Below are 19,407 nucleotides of genomic sequence, written 5' to 3'. Positions count from 1 at the left end.
TACTTCAATCCTACTTCAACCCTACTTCAATACTAGTTCAATGTGTACCACAACCCCTACGGTACCTAGCCAGAACCTCTGCAAACCCGCTATTATATTTTAGAGTAAAAAGAGGCTGGAATCATCCATTTATCATTGCCTTCATCCCGGTTATTACGAGCCTTCAATGAACTGAATATTTATTTTAATTTTCCTTCAAATATACTTTGCAACTATGTTGCAAATAACTATATTAGCATTGTTGCAACCGGGGATAAGCCAAAAACCCGTTATCACAGTGGCATTATACTTCATGAATTTTGATGAACCATTGTGGCTCGTCCAGGATGTTTCATGAACATTAAAACAAATTATAATCTTATGAAAAATCAATCAGAAAAAATCAAGTTAAATCTTGAAGATCTTCAATTAGAAAGTTTTGTAACAAGTATTGACAGTGAAGTTGCCATGCGTTTATCAGGCGGTTTGGGTAATGTATCAGAACCAACCCATACTGAGCCAACAGATGACCACCATACACCTGCCATTAAGTGTACTACAGTTATTTGCTAGTTTAAGTTAATTTAGTACAAAGAGTTCAAAAAAGAGGGCCGGCTTCCGGTCCTCTTTTATACTTCTTCTTTTAAGCCGATCATTCCACTAATGATCAATGATCTCATTTGTAATAAAATCCTCTCCCGCAATACGGTAGTTTCCGGCTTCAGCTTCGCATTCCCCGAAAAGTTTTCTAAAATTAAGCTGATCAGTTCTTGTCCGGTCACAGCCTGTTCAGCAAGACCACTCAGAATCAACGAACTCAACTGACCTATGTAGATAGCTTTCACCCCATGTTCATCAGACATAAATAATGCGGCCTGATAAGTTTCCGGTAATCCCATCACATTTTTAAGTTTAGTACTCAGCGGATAAAAACCGACATGGTCATTTAATTTGAAAGATAAGTTGCACAATTCTTCAGCAGTTACTAAAGACAATTGCTTCGCCTGATCCTGTATAAATTCATTCTTCTTTTTATAGCATAAATAACCTTTATGTAACTTCCACCTGATGGCCAGCTGATGTTCAAAATCAAATAATGCCGTAATTCCTGACTCTTCAAGTGCTGGTAAACTTCTTATTCTTTGATAAAGCCATTCCTCAAACCCATTAAAATCTTCAGCTTGCATTTTAAGCATAGAGCCAGGCTCAAACTGTTCCAGAAGATAAATTGTTTTAGCATAATAGGTAGAGAAAATCCGCTGTTTGACCGCAAACTGACTATAACTGGTTATAACTGGCGGCAGTTTTTTATTCGGAGGCAAAACGGGGTAAACCACGCTGTCCATTTCTTTATTCAGCAATTGTATTAAGATATAACCAACCCCAGATTTGCCAGATAGCAAACCATAATCAAACTGATTAGCAGAAATATAAGTATTGTAGCTCCGTTTGCGCGCATACTGAACACCAGCCTGATCAACTACTGATAAAATTGATTCGGCATAATTCTTCTGCAACAGGCCGGCAAACCTGGATAAAAAAGGCAGCATTCCCATATACCCACTGCAGAGCGTAAAATCGGTACGGTGCATCTTTTCAAGATCCTTTAAACATCTTTTCATCACCAACTGACACTGCTGCAAATAAATTTCCTTCCCCGTTAGTTCATAAGCCATTAATCTGGCAAGCCCAATTCCACCAGCACCATGTGCCCAGGAATTTACCTTATTCATTTCCGGTATAAACACATTCAGCTCCCAGCGGTGTGCATCCGGCAAATTCAGCCTGAATTTACCCAATCTCAGGTCCAGCCAATTTCCAGTAACAGGATCAAAATATTGCATTTCATAAGCCAGTACTTGTTCAGCAAGATAAATCAAGCCATCATGCTTAAAATAATTGCCTACCTGCATTAAAACACAAGCAATCCCTGATGCCCCATGAGAGAATCCAGCCAAACTATCAAAAGAAGACTTCGATTGGTTATAATCCCATTTCAGCCCTGCTTCGGAAATCCTTGCCTCGTTGATCACCCGATCAATTAACTGATGAACAATTGCCAGCAGTTTTTTAGTCCTTAAATGATGATAAAGTAAAGTGATTACGAATAAACTTCCACAATAACCGCTTAACAAGTCAGCTTTAGCCGTATTATTGACAATATTTTCCTGATTATCCAGCAATAAATACGAGGCACGCCGCAGATATTTCTCCTCATTAGTATGCGCATATAATTTAATACAAACATAAATCACCCCCGTTATGCCCGTATAAAAACCAAAAGAACGTGGCTTTAATACAGCTTCCTCCTTCAGCACTTTATGCATAATATCTTCTGCCATTTTTAAATCTTTCGGCTCACCAGAAAGTTCAAAAAGACCGATATAGAATAAAGCAATACCACTATTTCCGTTAAAAATATCAAATGTCGTTTGAAAAGAGAACTTGTCAATAGTCTCATAAAAAGGACTCTGCCAATATACACCAGTTTCATCTCTTCTGGAGGAAGCCAGTAAATCACTTTTGAGCTGTGCTAATTGCTTTTGAATTCTTCGAGTTTGCAGTTGGGTAAACAGAGGCATATATTTTTGAATTAAGAATTGGCTATAAAATCAAGGCATTGGCGTGTACAATACATTCCATAGGCTTCTTCATGATTACTTATCCCCAGGCGATTGTTATTCATATGCATCAGACTCGTCATGATTTCAATGAATTTGGTTTCCTTAAAATCTGCCTGCTGATAATTTTGCAGGATCATGATATTTGTCTTTAGCAAATCTTGTACTTTTTGATTTGCCGTCCCAGTAGTCAGTTCTTCCCAAAAGACTTTTGAAGCCGGTAAAATAACCGCTTTTGTCCGGTCAAACGAAGTCTCAAATTCTTTTACCCAAAATATTTTCTGAGCTTCGATATCCGCTCCCGAAATATACAAACGAGGCAGCCATCCATCAATAAAAAAATCACAAACTGCAATCAGCCTGGGAATTTCCCAACCAGTGGCCAGCAATAAAATCAGGTGTAACCGCAAAGCTTGTATTAAAGCAGAAGTTCCCGGTTTTTTGGTACAGATCCAGTCCAGAATAAAAATTGAAGACTTAAAAAAATGCTGTTCGGCCCAGCTCAAACTTTGCTGATTTCCATAACGTATGATTTCGGGCTCATAAACAGAAAACTGTATCGCGTGGTCAGCAGCTAAAGGCTGAGAAACAGGCTGATTCAAAGAATCTTTTAATTTCCTGACAGCCGGGTACTGACTAAAAAAATCATTTGTTTTTTGTTCCAATGCTTTAGCTAAAACCTGGTGTAAAGCATACTCAACATTGATCCTGAGCCTGATATGACTTCCATTTTCCCAGTAACGAATAAAGAAGTATTGCGCATCCGTCTGCTCATCAGGGAAGAATTCCCGGATAAATGGCGCGACTAATTCCCGCAACATCAAATCCAGATCTCCGGGATAAAACAGGTAAGCGGCAAACCATTGATACTGAACAGCTTTATCTTTCCTTTCCATCATTCATATTTATACCATTGCAACAAATATTCTTTAACTGGCTCAACGTAACCTGCTTGGTCTGTAGCCGCATTAGTCAAAGGCAGCATTTCTTCCACGATCACATGAGTCCCTGCCCTGGCCAGTAAACGCTTAAACATTTCAACTAATAAAGGCTGTTCAAAAGATATAAACTGAGGTTTATAATCATCACTAAGTCCTTCCTTTTTGCCATTTGGCTGAGCAGCTGGTTTAATGACAAAAGATCTTTTTCTCAGAAATAAAAAGAAGGTTACAGGGATTCCGTGCTGAGCCCTCCAGGTATTGATCCTGATAAAATAAGCATAAGCATTTTCTCCTGCCTGCTGCACAGGTATCGACGCTGTTTTTATACGCCAGGTCCTTCTCCTGAGAATAACTGAATTTTCGTAGGTAATTCTTGGCAGAGACTCAATTTCCTGTTCTTGCTCCTCAACATCCAGATAACAGGCGTCCACCAGGTTAATAAATGGCTGTAAAGAAAGCTTGGTGTCCTGGTTAAAATGAGCCAGAAGCTGGTACAGGTTGGAACGGTTATAAAAAGATTCCAGACATAAATCATAGGTAAAAACCTGCTCCTGCTGATAGTTTAGCTTTAAAGCACTTGTCTGCTGTTCAAAACTTACTGTTAACCCATCTACGGGAAGCTGTTGTTTTTCCGGATAACTTTTATTTCCACCGGGCAAAGCAAGTTCGCGAGTAAGTAAAGAAGGATGAATATTCGCATTAAAACTTGAAGCATCATTGAGCTCTACTTTGAGCACTTCAGGATGAAGCTGTGTATTATATTTGACAAAATCTGTAGTCATATCGGGTGTAAATAAGGGCAAAAAGCGGCCACTTACCTTCCCCATTCCCGGCAGCACAGTATTGATCACTCCAAAAAAACATTCCTTATGTTCCGCTTCCTGCTGTAATTTCCCTTTATAAAATTGAACGAAAAGCCCCCTTGAATACTGAACTGCTGCAACAGGAGCTTCTGTTGATAAGGCTTCAGGAAAAAAATCATTTCCCAGGTTCAGGATATTTGGTTTATGCTGGGTAATCAAGGCTAGTTTTTCACTGATCGTTTTCTCCCATTCACTGGGATCAGGTATAGCCGGCCCTAGCTTTGCCGATTTCTCCTTTTCAGGTTTTTTAACATAAAAATAATAAGCCTGGTAAAAATCAATTACCTTAACCTGTGCCTGAGCAGGATAATGTTCCAGAAAGAAACTGCTCATTTTTTCGCGCTCAGTTTTTAGTAAATCAAGCGGAAGCAAGTGATTTAAAAGCTGATCGGCCTTTGCCGCAAAATCCTGAAGACAGCCATCTTCCAGAATTTCCAGTTCAGGCGTATAACAATCTTCATAAAATAGTTGTCTGCCAGAGAAATGATGTGGTATAAAATTCTGAGTTTCAAAAACCCCGTTGACAGCTTGTTTTTTTGACTGGTCATCTACTTCTTTTGTCGTATCCCTGCTTAACGGCAAACCTGCCTCGGCCTGTAATTTCTGAAAAACAGCTGCTACAGTTTTTTCTGCATAAGCCAGGATCAATTTTCGTTTTGCAGTATCTCCCTTCGCATAAGCCAGTTGATATTGCTGTAACTGCTTAAACAGATAAATGATTTGAAGAACAGCCGGTTCGCTACTCTCCAATTTGGTAAAGAAATTCAATAATTTTAGACTCCATTGCGGATCAATTCCAGAAGTTTCCATGCCAACTTCCAGTAAACCCGCAGCAACCAGTTTAAGAAGATAGTTTTTAATTGACGTATAATTGGCTTCCTCCACAGCATAAGCCATATAATTTGCCAATTCTTTAATATTTATTGATTCCTGAGCCGAATTAAAATAATTGAAAACAAGTAATTGTAAACCCGAAGCCGGTAATAGCTGAAAAGATTCAATATTATTAAAATTAACCAGGAATTGGATTTTACCGGCCTTGATAGTAGCCGTTTTATTAAGTTTTACAGTCAGCAATTCATTCACCCCCGGATGATGGATCAGGATAGATTTCAGGTATTCAAATAATGCATTGTTAAGCCGGAGACTATTTTTAACAGCTTTAGCCATGGGCGAAGGGATTACAGCCCCGTTATCCGCTAACTGCATGATCCCGGTATAGGTAAAAGTGCTGAATGGCGAAGTCTTAAAACACATCCTGGTTAAGTAACGCAGCAAACTGAACTCTATTCGCAATTCCTTTTGCCGGAAGGAAGCTGGTTCTTTTTGCAAATAGCCGGGTAATTGCTCCAGTAAAACCGGACTTGACAAAAGCAGTCCGTTTTGCAAATGCGGATCCATAGCCAGTTCCTGAAGTTTCTTACTTTGCTCCATCAGCAGTTGCTGATAATTCAAAGTATTGGTCTGATGGAAAGTTTCCATATTCTGGCTTACCTGTAGGTAGTTATGAAAGTCCAACGTCAGGTCTGCTGGAAACAGGCCCAGCAACTCCTCCAGTTTTTGCGGATTTACTTTTTTATCATTAAAAACCTGCCTCTTAAGATTAATCAGCTGCTGCCGGAGCAAATCATCGGTCTGAAGCGTAATCAGCTCAAATAGTCCATCACAAATCAATGCTTTAAGCTTTGTTTTTGCCGCTTTCATCTGGTGATCTTTTTGCAGTATCCCCTTCGATCCTTTGAGTTTAAACGAATCAAAAACCTGATAATTCATCCCTGCATATCTTACTAAAGAGTGTGGAAATATCTCAATGCTCATGTGTTAGTTGTTTAGGTTATTTACTTAGCTCCAGTTGATTTTTGATGAGTTGGTAATAATTCCCTTTCCTGGCAATCAACTCCTGATGTGTTCCTTTTTCCACCAGCTCCCCCTGATGCAATACAACGATCTGATCCGCATTTTTTACGGTACTCAACCGATGCGCAACAATCAGCACTGTTTTCCCGGTAAAGAAATTATTCAGGTTGTTGACGATGGACAACTCATTATGTGCATCCAGCGAATTCGTTGCTTCATCCAGGAATATATAGGCCGGATTTCTATAGATCAGCCTGGCAATTAAGAGCCTTTGTTTTTGTCCCTCACTCAAGCCATATCCATCTTTGCCAACTACCGTATCATAGCCAAATGGCATGGCCATAAAGAAATCATGCATATTGGCCAGTTTGGAAACTTCATAAAGACGTTCTTTATCCTTGACCACTGAGCCAGCAAAAATATTATTCGCGATAGTGTCCATGAAAACATAACCATCCTGCATCACTACGCCGCAAGCGGCTCTCCACTGTTTAGCATGTACCTGATCCACGGAAAGATTACCAATCGTAACCGAGCCTTTGCTCACCTGGTAAAACTTCAATAACAGTTTAATTAAAGTAGTCTTGCCGCTTCCGCTCATCCCTACGATAGCCGTAACTTTACCCGCAGGAATCAACAGATCCAGATTTTTTAAGACGAATGGTGCATGGCTGTTTCCATATTGAAAACTCACCTGTTTCAGTTCGATATTTTCAGGAGCGCTGGTCATATCCCGGTAGCCGACTTCAAAATCTTCTTCCGCTTCCTGATGCACTTCTGCCATCCGCTGTAAACTAAACTTTGTATTCTGAGAGACCCGCGCAAACTCAACGAGCTGTGTAATAGGCGTGTTAAGTTGACCACAGATATAAGTAATGGCCAGCATCCCGCCCAGGGTAACCTGATCATTGATCACCAGCATCGCTGCCGCATAAGTAATCAACACATTTTTGACTTCATTAATGAAGTAACCAATCCCCTGCATCAACTGATCCAGTTGCAGCGCTTCCAGTTTAAGCCCATAAGACTGATCTTGCAAGCCTTCCCATAACTCCTGCTTTTCCTGTTCACTGCCTGTAAGTTTAATTTCCTGCATCGCATAAAAAATCTCCAGTAAAAGCTGCTGATTAGCAGAAAGGACTTTAAATTTCTTCTGGTCAATGACCTTTCTTTTTTGCTGGAAAGAATTAGACCAGGTCACACTGATTACTGCACCAATCAGGAAGATTAAAAAGATTTGCCAATTGTAATAACACAGTACCCCGCCCAATACGACCAGCGTAATTGCCGAAAGAATAAAACTAATCAGGGAATTCGTCAGAAATTCCTCGACCCGCTGGTTATCATTTACGCGTTGCATATTATCACCTGCTTGCCGGTTATCAAAAAATGAAAAAGGCAATTGCATCAGCTTGGCCAGAAACTCTTTCAATAAAACGATACTGGTCCTGGCGCCTAACCTGAAAAGCAACCTTGCACGGAGAAAGTCCATCAGCATCCTTCCGGAAAACAACATCAACTGTCCGATACAGATCAGAAAAAGCAAATTTGTATTTTTCCCCTGGATCCCTTTATCCACAATCAGCTGGGTTAAAAATGGAATAATCAGAGAGAAACCGCAGGCCAGCAAAAGGCTGATACCAACAGGGATTAAACTTTTACGGTGTAATTTGAGGTAAGGCATTAAAGACCATAAGGAAGCCGAATGATCAGCAATACTTTGTTTTTCCTGGAAAGCCGGCGTAGTTTCCAGCAATAAAGCCCTGCCAATAGTGCTGCCTTCTTTAATTTGCCAGGAGCGGATAAAATCTTCCTTTCGCACCTTAACTTTTCCACTAAGTGCGGGATCAGCCAGGTAGGCATATTTGCTGGTCATGCGGTATAAAACCACATAATGTTCCTTTTCCCAATGAAGAATACAAGGTAACCGGACCCTATTCAACAATTGTTCATAAGGGATTTCTGCTGCGAGTGTTTTGAAGCCCAGTAAACCTGCTGCTTCCAGCATACTCGTCATCGTAGTCCCCTGCTTACCTATACTGCAAAGCTTTCTGAAATAAGCAATTGGAAAAGTTTTCCCGTAATATGCCGAGATTATTTTAAGACAAACCGGTCCGCAATCCATTGCATCTGGTTGTTTATAAAACGGAAATTTCCTGCCAGAAGAGAAAAGTTGAAACATAGCTAAACGATTCTTAAATACAACACTGTTGCAAATATTATAAATATAATGCAACTTTGATGCAATTAATAATTAATAAATGTCTCCACTCCAATACACTCCTTTACGTACTCTAATCTGGAAAGAACTCAGGTTAGCTTTCCGCGATAAAATAATGAGCACATTGGCTATCATTATTTATACTTTGTTCATTGCAAGCGGGCTGTTAACTGTTTTGCAGTATCAAAACGATCAGCAAAGCCGGGAACTATCCAACAAAAAATTCCGTCAGCAGTGGGAAGCCCAACATAACAATCCACATGAGGCCGCACATTTCGGCACCTATCTTTTTAAACCTTTAAATCTTTTAAGTGCCTTTGATCCAGGACTTAATGATTATTCCGGAACTACTTATCGTGTAGAAGCCCATGTACAGCATGAGGTAGATTATAGCAATGCCGAACGTAATGACGCCTTGATGCGGTTCGGCCAGTTCACCCTCGCTTTGATTATGCAAATGCTGATTCCCTTGCTGCTGCTCTTTATCAGTTCTTCTGCACTGACTTATGAAAAAGAATCCGGCACTTTTAAAATGCTGATGGCCCAAGGGATAAAGCCTTCACAATTGGCTTGGGGAAAGGTTTGGTCAAATTATTTATTGGTGGTTTTCCTGGTCATGCCAATTTTTGTAGTCCTGTTTTTTGTGGTCCTTTGCTCCCCTTCTGGCATTGCTTTATTGGGCCGGTTCTTAATACTGCTTTGTGGTTACCTGCTTTTTTATTTGCTGGTCACCTTAACCGGAGTCATCGTATCTGCACTTAGCGGGACTTCAAGAACGGCAACACTTACTGTTTTAACAGTATGGCTATTCAGCAGTATCCTCTTTCCGAAAATAGCAGCTGGTCATGCAGCGGATCAATATCCTTTAATCTCCCGCGCAGCTTTCAATAATAACGTTAAACAAGGATTTTTAAAGGGGATTAACGGAGATGCACCTTATCACGAAAGGGCAGAGAAACACTATGCAGCTTTATTAAAAAAATACGGGGCAGACAGCGCAGCGCAGCTTCCGGTTAATGCTGACGGTTTAATGCTGCAATACAATGAAGATTACCAGAACAAGGTATTCGATCATTATTATACAGCGCTGGCAAACACGTTCAATCAGCAGCAGTCTTCTCTGAATTATGCAGGGCTGGCAGATCCCTTTATGAGTTTAAAGCGCCTTTCTATGGCGATGTCTGGTACCGATTTCTACCACCACCAAAGCTTCTTCCTGCAGGCAAAAGAATACCGCAATAACCTGATCCGCAAATTGAATCTTCAATTGGCCAGCCATCCTGTAAAACCGAATGAAAGTTACCAGGCAAGCCCCCGGTTTTTTCTGCAACTCAAAGATTTCAGTTATCAGGCGCCAACCTTGCTGGAAACCTTGTATTTACAACGATTGGCATTAGGTTCACTTTGCGCATGGATAGCGCTGCTTTCCATGGCTTTATACTTCATTACCAAACCTTCATTGCAATAAATATGCAGTTATTCCTTTTAATTTTCCGTTTCGAGTGGCGGCAATTCTTACGTCAGCCCGTTCAACTATTGTTACTGCTATTTTTCCTGTTGATGAGCGTATACAGCCTGTACAACGGCCAGAGTTTTGTACAAAAGCAATTAACCGGGCTGGATACGCTGACTAACAATCAGCAAGCGAATCTCCAGGAACTAATCAGCAGGTTTCATACAGATACCACTACTGCACAAGGAAAAATTCTGGCCCAGCAGGCAGGTTTGCCAAAGGTCGTGGAATTCAAAGCTCCACCTATTGCAACTAATCCGCCACAAGCATTGGCTGCGCTGGCTATTGGTCAGCGTGATTTACTTCCATATTTTGATATCATTAGCAGTAAACGTGATATTTTAACGCCACCCAATGCAGAAATCGCTAATCCGGAGAAACTGGCGTCGGGTAATTTCGATTTTTCTTTTGTGCTGATCTATTTGTTTCCACTCTTGATCATCATCCTGAGTTACGATCTTTTTTCCAGAGAAGCCGAGCAGCAAACTGACCGTCTGCTCGCTGTTCAAAGTGGCGCAATCAACCGGATTCTAAGGCATAAAATCCTTTTCCGGCTGCTATTAATCAGCCTGCTAACCAATATGCTCAGCATCATTGGTTTCTTTATCCACCCAGCTGCTGCTGCCCTGCATCTGCCTGATGTTCTTTTATGGATCCTGGTGACCAATACTTACCTGATATTTTGGTTCGCAGTCTGCTGGCTGATGATCATCCTTCGCAAATCTTCACAGCTCAATGCTTTGATATTAATCGGCATCTGGTTGCTGCTTACCTTGATCTTACCAGCGATCACCAACAAATTTGCAGGACTTAAATATCCGATGCCGCTGCGTACTGAACTCGTATCTAATCAGCGGCAAACGATGACCCATACCTGGGAAATGCCGATCCCGCAATTATTGAAGGAATTCTATCAAAACAATCCGCAATACCTTAGTCTGAAAACTGACGGAGATACTGCGCGCTATGGCAATAAAAGATTCGTGGCTTATTATGACCTGCTAGGCAGGCGGATGAACAAAAATGTGATGGAATATACTACTGCCGCTGCAAAGCATAATGCCTGGCTAAGTCAAATGGCCTGGCTTAATCCAGTAGCTCAAATGCAGGCGCTACTGAATGCAACTGCACAAACCGGACTCAGTGACTATCTGTATTATCAAAATCAAACCAGCCTATTTCAAAACCAGTGGGTAAAACTCATCAACGGTTATCTGTTGTCTAACAAGAAACTCAGCCTGATCGAAGTCCAGAACCTGCCTGCGTTTCATCCTGCAAAAGATCAAACCAGAACCTCTCGTATTCTGGTCAATACCTTATCTATCTGGCTGGCCATCTTACTGACCTTACTGATTGCCCGCCAGATTGCCAATCAGATTGCCTTCAAAAGAAAAAACAAGTCAACATACTAATTAACAACTCCACTAATTGCCACACCAAATGAAAAAAATCTTTTACTTATTTATCTTTAGTTTGAGCGTTCTGCCAAACTTGCTATATGCTCAACAACCAAAAAAGTTAACCGATACCACGGGTCAGCTCAATAAACTCGAACAGATTAACGTAACCAGTAAAAAAAAGGTCAGGATTAAAACCGATACGCTTTCCAATAGCTTAAAGCTTCAACAGCCGTTAATTCAGATCCCTCAGAACATCATCAGCATATCGACAGGTTTATTGCAACAACAAGGTGCACTGGAACTCAAAGATGCGGCGCGTAATGCCAGCGGTGTTTATTTCGGCTACAACAGTACCCCATTTGATAATTCTGCTGTCGCACAAATCCGCGGTTTCGCAGCGTATACTACACTGAATGGAATGTCACGCCGTTTTAGTTATGGCGCTTCTATTGACGATGATGCGCTGATAGAGAATGTAGAATTTGTTAAGGGCCCTGCCGGCTTCCTGAATTCTGTGGGTGAACCGGGCGGGTCCATTAATATCCTGACCAAAACTCCGGGGCATAAAATGTTAAATATCGTACAAACAGCAGGAAGTTTCAACCTGTACCGTATAGCCGCAGATATTGGTTCTGAGGTTCAGAAAAAAGGATTCTCTTACCGCTTTAATACGGCTTATCAGCATAAAGATTCTTACCTGAATGATCTCAAAACCAATAAATATGTGGTCGCCCCGGTTATACAGTATAATTTCAGTCCAAATACTTATGTGCTGGCAGAGTATGATTTTATCAGAGGCGAAGTTCAAAATGGTTCTGCAATTGTCAAAGTCCGCAGCGAACAAGACATTTTAAAAGGCCCGATCAGCACCAACTATAGCTCAGAGCGTAGTTTACCCACAAGTTATACACAAAATGAGACTGCAAGAATCTATGCGGTCCATAAATTCAATGATAACTGGCAGGTTACTTCACAATCTTCTTATTTATCATCACCTTATAAAAACTGGAATATGACTTCCAAAGGGAGTATGGTGAATTTTGATGCCAATGGAAATACGAAACGCAGAGCCAGCTTATCGATGGGTGCAGGCAAAACCTTCTCTACTCAACTATTTGCAAACGGTCAGCTTAAAACCGGAGGTATTCAACATCAATTGTTAATTGGGGCTGATTATACCAACAGCAGGGATTCTTTATCCCTGAATAACGGAAAGATAGAATCAGACTACAACAAATCCGGGACAATAAATACGGCAAGAGCAGAGACAGTCAATCAGATTACCAGGATTAACAGGACAAACAACAATACTTTTATAAAATCAGCTTTTATTTATGACAATATTCAATTGCAGAAAAAGCTTCTATTAACGCTTGGTGCAAGATATACCTGGTATAAGAACGACAAAGAAACAACGAATGCCAGAGGTGTCGTTAAAACCAATAATTATGATCAAAAAGCACTTTCCCCACGTGCTGCGTTAACTTACCTGGTTAATCCAGCTACGTCAATCTTCTTCTTGTATGACCAGTCTTTTGTCCCTCAAAGCTATCAGCGTGCGATTGTTGATCCCACAACAAAAGAAATAACCGGAACAGAAGCCATCGACCCTCAAAAAGGTAAGGATATGGAACTGGGCATTAAAAGAAACTGGTTCAACTCCCGCTTATACACAACTTTAAATGGGTTTCATACTTTAAAATCAAACGTTCCGGTAACAGATCTGATCAATGCCGGGTTTGTAAAACCTGCAGGCCAGGTCACAAGTAACGGAATTGAGGTTGATGTGATTGGAAACATCACTGATCAGCTTTCTATTTCCACGAACTACACCTATGTGAAATCAACCATCACTAAAGATGAGGATCCGGAATTACTGGGCAAAGAACTTCCGCAAACCCCGCAGCAGATCTTTAATACCTGGGTACAGTACAGTTTTCCATTGAGAAACAAAGCAAGTCTGAACCTGAGTTTAGGGCAGACCACGATGATCAAACGCAGTACTTCAGAGAAAAATCAGTATATCCCTGATTTTACTAAATATGATGCAGGACTGAGTTATGTGCAGGATAAATATTTCTTTCGCTTAATCGCAGATAACCTGACTGGTAAACGTTACATGTCATCTGGTGATTTGATTACGGGTTATCCTTATGACGGCCGTAATTTCTACTATATCGATGGTGATCCGTTTAATGTAAAAGTTTCTATAGGAATCAAGTTTTAAATTATAAACAGCATGTTACAAGCAATAGAACTGACTAAAAAATATGGGGATCAGGTAGCACTTAATGGCTTAAATCTGAACGTTGAACCTGGAGAAGTGTTTTGTTTATTAGGCCAGAACGGTGCAGGTAAAACCACAACGATTAATTTATTCTTAGGTTTTACAGGAGCTTCATCCGGAAAGGCACTGGTTAATGGGGTTTTGGTGAGCCCAGACCAGCCTGAGACTAAAAAATTTCTGGCCTATATCCCGGAGATTGTCATGCTGTATGCAAACCTGACCAGTTTAGAGAATCTTGATTTTTTTAGCCGGATAGCCGGATTCAACTATAAAAAAGAAGAACTGGAAAAGTATTTATTACAAGCAGGTTTACAGCCGGAAGCTTTCCATAAACGGGTTGGAAATTACAGTAAGGGGATGCGCCAGAAAGTAGGGATCGCCATTGCTGTTGCTAAAAATGCAGAAGTGATCTTAATGGATGAGCCAACCAGCGGGCTTGATCCAAAAGCAACCCATGAATTCAGTGAAATTGTCAAACAGCTTTCCAAGGATGGAAGAACTGTGTTTATGGCCACCCATGATATTTTTAATGCGGTAAATGTAGGGACAAGGATTGGAATTATGCGCCAGGGATCGCTCATTCACACGTTGAATGCAAAGGATATTTCTGCGAATGATTTGCAAAAGTTATACCTGGAAACGATATAAAAAGGAAGCCGGGCGGGAGGATAAAACCTCCTGCCCGGCTTTTATTTTTTTAGCTTCATCAATCCATAAAAAACGGCCGGATTCCGAAAAAAGCCATCGCATAAAAACTGATGGCTCTTCCGCGCATCGCCAGGTCTACCGTTGTTTGAATTAAGGTATTGCTGATTGTTAGTCTAACCTCAGCTTGAAAATCAGCGGCCAGTTTTTACCTGTTACATACAATAATTGATGTGTTTTGTCCCAGGCAATGCCATTCAGTACACTGTCTTCAGATTTAGGCGTATAATCAGGCGCATAATTTGACAACAGCCCGAAGCAATCAATAGTTCCAACCACCTTTCCGCTGGACACATCTACCTTTAATATTTTTGTAGTTTGCCATTGATTGATGTAAAGAAATCCATCTACATATTCCAGTTCATTCAGCTGATCTACTGTTCCTAAGTTATCAGTGACTTGTATTTGCCCGACAACAGCAAAGCTTTTTGGGTCAAGTTTATAGATAATAGAGCTTCCTACGCTCACGTAAAGGTTTTTACCATCATTAGTCATTCCCCAACCTTCCTGAGGCCACTTGAAAGTCCCTGTTGGTTTGGTCAGATCTTTCAGGTCATAGACATAAGCGATATGATTTTGATAAGTGAGCTGAAAAAGCTGATTGCCCAATATAGAAATCCCTTCCCCATAAATGCTTTTGTCTTTCAGTGGAAACTTTTTCTCCAACTGACCAGAGCTGGTATCTGAAACAGCAACATATGAATTCTCATAGGTTCCGGTCCCCTCGTAAATTTTCCCGCCATGAAGTTCAAATCCTTCAGTATAAGCAGCAGTATCATGTGGTAATGTACCAGCAACTTTATAAGTCAGATTTTTGGGAACCTGGGTTGAGGTAGCATCTGCAGCGGTAGCAACTGCTTTTGTTTCTTTGTTATTATTTTGACAGGAAGCAAGGGTAATAGCCAGCCCGAATGCCAGCACTTTATATTTGTTATACATGAAATTTGTTGTTTCTGAGATTTGAATCTGCAGGAAATATATAAATATTCTTAACAATAAAAGGCTGCCTCATTGGAGACAGCCTGATTTTATGAGGGTAAGAAACCTTATTCTTCTTCTTTTTTCGGAGCGATTCCCCGATCCGCATCTAAAGTATAAGCAGCTTCTGAAGATTTATCTGCTTGTTTTAAATTTTCAATTTCGGTAGCCAGGGTATCTGTTTCTGAGGGAGGAATAGCATCTATTCCATCAGATTGCACGTCTTGCTGACTTAATTGGTCATCTTCCTCTTCTTCGTTATTGTAGGGTGTATTATTTTCTGTAATAATCATAATTTCCAGGTTTTAGTGATAAAACAAAATAGTGATCAGCTTGTTTCAATTCTGCATATTTAGCAGGTAAAATTATGGTGAGCTGACAGAAGTGATGGATTGCTTAAGCTTTTTTAAAACTTTTCAACAGCGTTATCCCTGATATACCCGCAATGAGCGAGGCAATTAGGATACCGTATTTAGCCTGTTCAATGAATTCTGGTTGTTCGAATGCCAGGTTACTGATAAACAGTGACATTGTAAAACCTACCCCGGCCAGTAATGCAACGCCTGTAATATGTTTCCAGTTCGCCTGATCCGGTAATTGTGCCAGTCCTGTTTTCACCATTAACCAGGTGAACAAAAGTACCCCCACAAACTTACCTATGATCAAGCCCGATATCACCCCGATACTCACCGGATTCATCAAAGCAGAGAAGAAGTCTGCCCCTATAATTATACCTGCATTAGCGAGCGCGAAAAGCGGCATAATGATGAAAGCTACCCATGGATGCAAGGCGTACTCTATTTTCTGCAAAGGAGTTTCTGCTGCCAGTGTCAGGCTTTTCACTTGTTCAATGGTTCTATGTTGTTCTGAAGTGGTCAGCAAACCACTATTCGGGATCTCCTTTTCAAAATCATTTGATAACTTTCTCAGGTTTTCTGAGAAGCTATTTTCATTAATCTTAGTGACCGCAGGAATAGTAAATGCAACCAATACGCCCGCTATTGTGGCGTGGACTCCTGAAAGTAAAAATCCTATCCAAACTGCGATTCCTATTAAGAGATAAAAGGCCGTACTTCTGATTCCTAATTTATTACCCGCTATCAAGACCAGCAGAAAGACTGCTGCTATACCCAGCGGAACGAAATTTAAATCGCTGGTATAAAAAAATGCAATTACTAAAACAGCGCCCAGATCGTCTGCCACTGCCAGCGCAGATAGAAATACTTTCACTGAACCTGGAATATGTTTTCCAGCCATAGAAAGCAGCGCCAGTGCAAAAGCAATATCTGTAGCCATTGGAATACCCCAGCCATGTTCAGAAGCCAGTCCTTTGTTGAGCATAAAGAAAATTGCTGCAGGGACCAGCATTCCGCCCAAAGCTGCCATCATCGGTAAAGAAGCCTTCTTTAAAGTAGACAATTCGCCTTCCATGAACTCCCTTTTCAACTCTAATCCAATCACAAAGAAGAACAAGGCCATCAGCCCATCGTTAATCCAGATATGAAGTGGCTTGTTCAACACATAGTCATCAAAGCCAATAGAGAATTTAATATCCCACAAGTGATGATACGCTTCATGAAACGGTGAATTGGCCCATATAATGGCAACGATCACACTTAAAAACAGGACTATTCCGCCAGTATATTCAAGGTGAATGAATCTGCTTACCGGGGCAATAATTTTTTCAAAGGGTGATTTAGGTATTAATTCCATAGTTGTCTGATAAACTCAAAAATAAGATTAATAATCCTATTTTACACCACCAAAAGCGGCAAAACATGAGTTTTTATGCAGTATTTCTATGTTTTTGAAGCCCACTTTCCGAAGTAAATCTATCTGGTAATTGACCGAACGTGGTGTATCTTCATAGGCGATATAATCGAATACTTTTTCACGATATTCTTCCCCACCCAGTGTTTCCAGATAAGTGCCGTACTGGTCTTTAAATAGTTGGGTCACCGCTGGCGAGTCATGTGCAATCAGATCGGAGATCCAAATACTTCCGCCAGGTTTCAAACTCTGATATAATTTGCTAAAAACCAATTCCCAATCTGCATCCCCGCGAAGATGATGTAAAACTGCGGCAGCAAGGATAATATCAAAATGTGCAGCTGGCAATTCAAGCTCACGCATATCTGATTGTATGGTCGTTACTGTCCCGGTGGTTTGAGCAGTGACTCTTTCTTTCGCCCTTTCCAGCATAGGTAAGCTCAAATCATTGAGCGTACAATTTAAATTGGCTGTTTTACTCAGCATCTTTAAAGTATAATTACCCGCGCCACAGCCCACGTCAAGCAGTTCCGTTGCGGCAGGGTTTATATAATGTGCTGCTGCGGTACACAGCTCCATTGTTAATGGTGCGTCTATGGTAGTCAGCTGCCCGGTATCCAGGTTAGCAAACCTTTCTACATCCTGGTCAAATCTTGTCCTGATTTCTTCTGTTGTTGCGCTTTTGGAATAATCTGTCTTCATCTTATTTGTTATGCTTTACACCATTTTACTTTATGCTTTACGCCATTTTACTTTCTATGTTTCACTTCATCGTTTACTTCAAGCCAGTGTCCGTCAGGATCCTGGAAATAGATTTGCTTCACGCCATCTACCCTGATGGTCGGTTCTTTAGCTGTCCCCGGCCAATTGGCATAGTCAATTTTCTCCTGATCCAGCAACTGGATAAAATCAGGGATTGAACTTACGCTAAAACACAAGTGCTCATTTTTATCATGAACAGTGGTTTGTTTTGCACCGAGTATCAAATGCATTTGTCCGGCCGCACCCAACGTAAACCATATATGTTTACCGTCTTTAAAGGGTTCCTGAATTTGCTGGAGGTGCAATAGTTTTTCATAAAATGCTGTACTTTTTGTAAGATCCGTCACATAAACGGCAATGTGATTGAGTACTGCAGGTTCTTTTGTGGCAGATGTTTGTGCAAATGATTGACTTACAGCGCCTGCAAATAAGCAAAGCGCAAGCAAAAAAACAGGAGGTTTCATGTGGAGTGGTTAGGTTAAAAGGGGGTTGAAATAAGAAAGGCCGGGCATTGTTCAGTCTACCCGGCCCCGTGTCATCAATTCATATGAACTGGTGGTGTCATAAGGACAATACAAATATAAAATATCTTTAGAATTAAACAATAAATAAAAATGTTAATTACTTAAATTTCAGCTAACTATAATTAATAAAAAGACATAAAGGTGTTTTATTCTCCTTTAGCAAAAATGTTTTTGCAAGACCATTTACAAGTTATTTAACTTAAAGTCTGACCTTATCCTTCTCTTTTTATGTAGGTTTTATTCCCATTTTTATTGATATAATATTTTCCACCGCGAGGGCCAGTAAGGATTTCTTCACCATTTGGTCCCGAAATACTTCTGTCAACTGTCGGTTTATAATCTTTTGCAGCTGGTGCAGCAGTAACTTTAGGAGCTCTGGTTGATTTCGTTACCGTGGTTTTTGTCTCTTGCACAGGAGCAGCCGCGGGCGCAGCTGAATTTGTATAGCGCTTATCTGGTGTACCATCTTTTTTAAGTCTGACATTTCCAGATGAAGCTGGTGCTGCCGGAACTGGTTTTGTAGTGGTGGTAACCCTGGTTACTTTACTTGCTTTTTCTTTTTGTACTGTTTTATCAGGGGGAGATACTTTAGTAGTTGTGGTCGTCGTATAGCGCTTATCTGGCGTACCATCTTTCTTTAATTTTGTAGTTGTTGTTGATTTTGCGGGTGTATAGCGCTTATCTGGCGTACCATCTTTTTTTACCTTAACTGTTGCAGGTGCAGCGGTTTGTGCCATTGTTAAGCTTACCCATAAACTTAATATAGCCACTAGCGAAAGTAATTTTTTCATAAGATCCTCATTTAATAAATTGATTTATATACAATGTAAGAAATTGCCTATGTATTACACAAATAAATGCTAATAACTGAATTTACTGATACTCAGGACAAAGAGTCACGCCAGCGTATAGCAGCTGCAAACTGGCTAAAGCTGCTTGGCGAATAGATCCAGGCCAGATATTGGACTCCGGCTTCTTTTAACGCC

General features: G+C 40.6%; 15 protein-coding genes. 5 read left to right on the top strand and 10 right to left on the bottom strand.

The window, feature by feature from the left end:
* The first annotated feature begins 360 nt into the window (after positions 1 to 360).
* Positions 361 to 552, top strand: a complete 192-nt coding sequence (locus AY601_RS24535; protein WP_041882676.1) for a pinensin family lanthipeptide — start codon at positions 361 to 363, stop codon at positions 550 to 552.
* A 56-nt stretch (positions 553 to 608) separates the two neighbouring features.
* On the opposite strand, the gene AY601_RS24530 is transcribed toward AY601_RS24535, so the two are convergent.
* The 4 genes from AY601_RS24530 to AY601_RS24515 are packed head-to-tail and all read right to left on the bottom strand — an operon-like array spanning position 609 to position 8,443.
* Complete coding sequence (locus tag AY601_RS24530; protein ID WP_068406535.1) at positions 609 to 2,561, bottom strand: lanthionine synthetase LanC family protein; 1,953 nt, start codon at positions 2,559 to 2,561, stop codon at positions 609 to 611.
* Between the two features lie 11 nt (positions 2,562 to 2,572).
* Positions 2,573 to 3,499, bottom strand: a complete 927-nt coding sequence (locus tag AY601_RS24525) for a thiopeptide-type bacteriocin biosynthesis protein (RefSeq protein ID WP_068406532.1) — start codon at positions 3,497 to 3,499, stop codon at positions 2,573 to 2,575.
* Positions 3,496 to 6,222: a lantibiotic dehydratase gene (locus AY601_RS24520; RefSeq protein ID WP_084359456.1), complete on the bottom strand. Its 2,727-nt coding sequence runs from the start codon at positions 6,220 to 6,222 to the stop codon at positions 3,496 to 3,498. The genes AY601_RS24525 and AY601_RS24520 overlap by 4 nt, the downstream gene beginning before the upstream one ends.
* Positions 6,223 to 6,238: 16 nt before the next feature.
* Positions 6,239 to 8,443: a peptidase domain-containing ABC transporter gene (locus AY601_RS24515; RefSeq protein ID WP_068406527.1), complete on the bottom strand. Its 2,205-nt coding sequence runs from the start codon at positions 8,441 to 8,443 to the stop codon at positions 6,239 to 6,241.
* 79 nt (positions 8,444 to 8,522) lie between these two features.
* On the opposite strand from AY601_RS24515, the gene AY601_RS24510 reads away from it, so the two are divergent.
* From AY601_RS24510 to AY601_RS24495, 4 genes are read left to right on the top strand one after another with little or no spacing between them, the layout of a single operon-like run.
* Positions 8,523 to 9,950 carry an ABC transporter permease subunit gene (locus AY601_RS24510; RefSeq protein ID WP_068406524.1) on the top strand — a complete coding sequence of 476 codons (1,428 nt, stop codon included), beginning with the start codon at positions 8,523 to 8,525 and terminating at the stop codon, positions 9,948 to 9,950.
* Positions 9,951 to 9,952: 2 nt separating this feature from the next.
* Positions 9,953 to 11,407 (top strand): DUF3526 domain-containing protein, encoded by a 1,455-nt coding sequence (locus tag AY601_RS24505; RefSeq protein ID WP_068406518.1) that lies wholly within the window; start codon positions 9,953 to 9,955, stop codon positions 11,405 to 11,407.
* Between the two features lie 28 nt (positions 11,408 to 11,435).
* Complete coding sequence (locus tag AY601_RS24500; RefSeq protein WP_068406516.1) at positions 11,436 to 13,622, top strand: TonB-dependent siderophore receptor; 2,187 nt, start codon at positions 11,436 to 11,438, stop codon at positions 13,620 to 13,622.
* Between the two features lie 12 nt (positions 13,623 to 13,634).
* Positions 13,635 to 14,330 (top strand): ABC transporter ATP-binding protein, encoded by a 696-nt coding sequence (locus tag AY601_RS24495; protein ID WP_068406509.1) that lies wholly within the window; start codon positions 13,635 to 13,637, stop codon positions 14,328 to 14,330.
* Between the two features lie 168 nt (positions 14,331 to 14,498).
* Here the strand turns inward: AY601_RS24495 and AY601_RS24490 are convergent, their stop codons facing one another.
* The 6 genes from AY601_RS24490 to AY601_RS24465 form a co-directional block, all read right to left on the bottom strand.
* Positions 14,499 to 15,326, bottom strand: a complete 828-nt coding sequence (locus tag AY601_RS24490) for a glutaminyl-peptide cyclotransferase (RefSeq protein ID WP_068406502.1) — start codon at positions 15,324 to 15,326, stop codon at positions 14,499 to 14,501.
* Between the two features lie 107 nt (positions 15,327 to 15,433).
* Complete coding sequence (locus tag AY601_RS24485; RefSeq protein ID WP_068406499.1) at positions 15,434 to 15,658, bottom strand: hypothetical protein; 225 nt, start codon at positions 15,656 to 15,658, stop codon at positions 15,434 to 15,436.
* Between the two features lie 103 nt (positions 15,659 to 15,761).
* A complete protein-coding gene (nhaA, locus tag AY601_RS24480; protein WP_068406496.1) occupies positions 15,762 to 17,078 on the bottom strand; it encodes a Na+/H+ antiporter NhaA in 1,317 nt (438 codons plus the stop codon).
* A 36-nt stretch (positions 17,079 to 17,114) separates the two neighbouring features.
* Positions 17,115 to 17,837 (bottom strand): class I SAM-dependent methyltransferase, encoded by a 723-nt coding sequence (locus tag AY601_RS24475; protein WP_068406491.1) that lies wholly within the window; start codon positions 17,835 to 17,837, stop codon positions 17,115 to 17,117.
* Positions 17,838 to 17,884: 47 nt separating this feature from the next.
* The gene (locus AY601_RS24470) at positions 17,885 to 18,361 is read right to left on the bottom strand and encodes a VOC family protein (RefSeq protein ID WP_084359452.1); all 477 of its coding nucleotides are present in this window, start codon (positions 18,359 to 18,361) and stop codon (positions 17,885 to 17,887) included.
* A 272-nt stretch (positions 18,362 to 18,633) separates the two neighbouring features.
* On the bottom strand, positions 18,634 to 19,212 hold the full coding sequence (locus AY601_RS24465) for a hypothetical protein (protein ID WP_068406488.1): 579 nt from the start codon (positions 19,210 to 19,212) through the stop codon (positions 18,634 to 18,636).
* Positions 19,213 to 19,407 lie beyond the last annotated feature (195 nt).

Source organism: Pedobacter cryoconitis, from assembly GCF_001590605.1.
GTDB classification, from domain to species: Bacteria; Bacteroidota; Bacteroidia; order Sphingobacteriales; family Sphingobacteriaceae; genus Pedobacter; species Pedobacter cryoconitis_A.
This window is presented reverse-complemented; position numbering and strand designations above follow the sequence as displayed.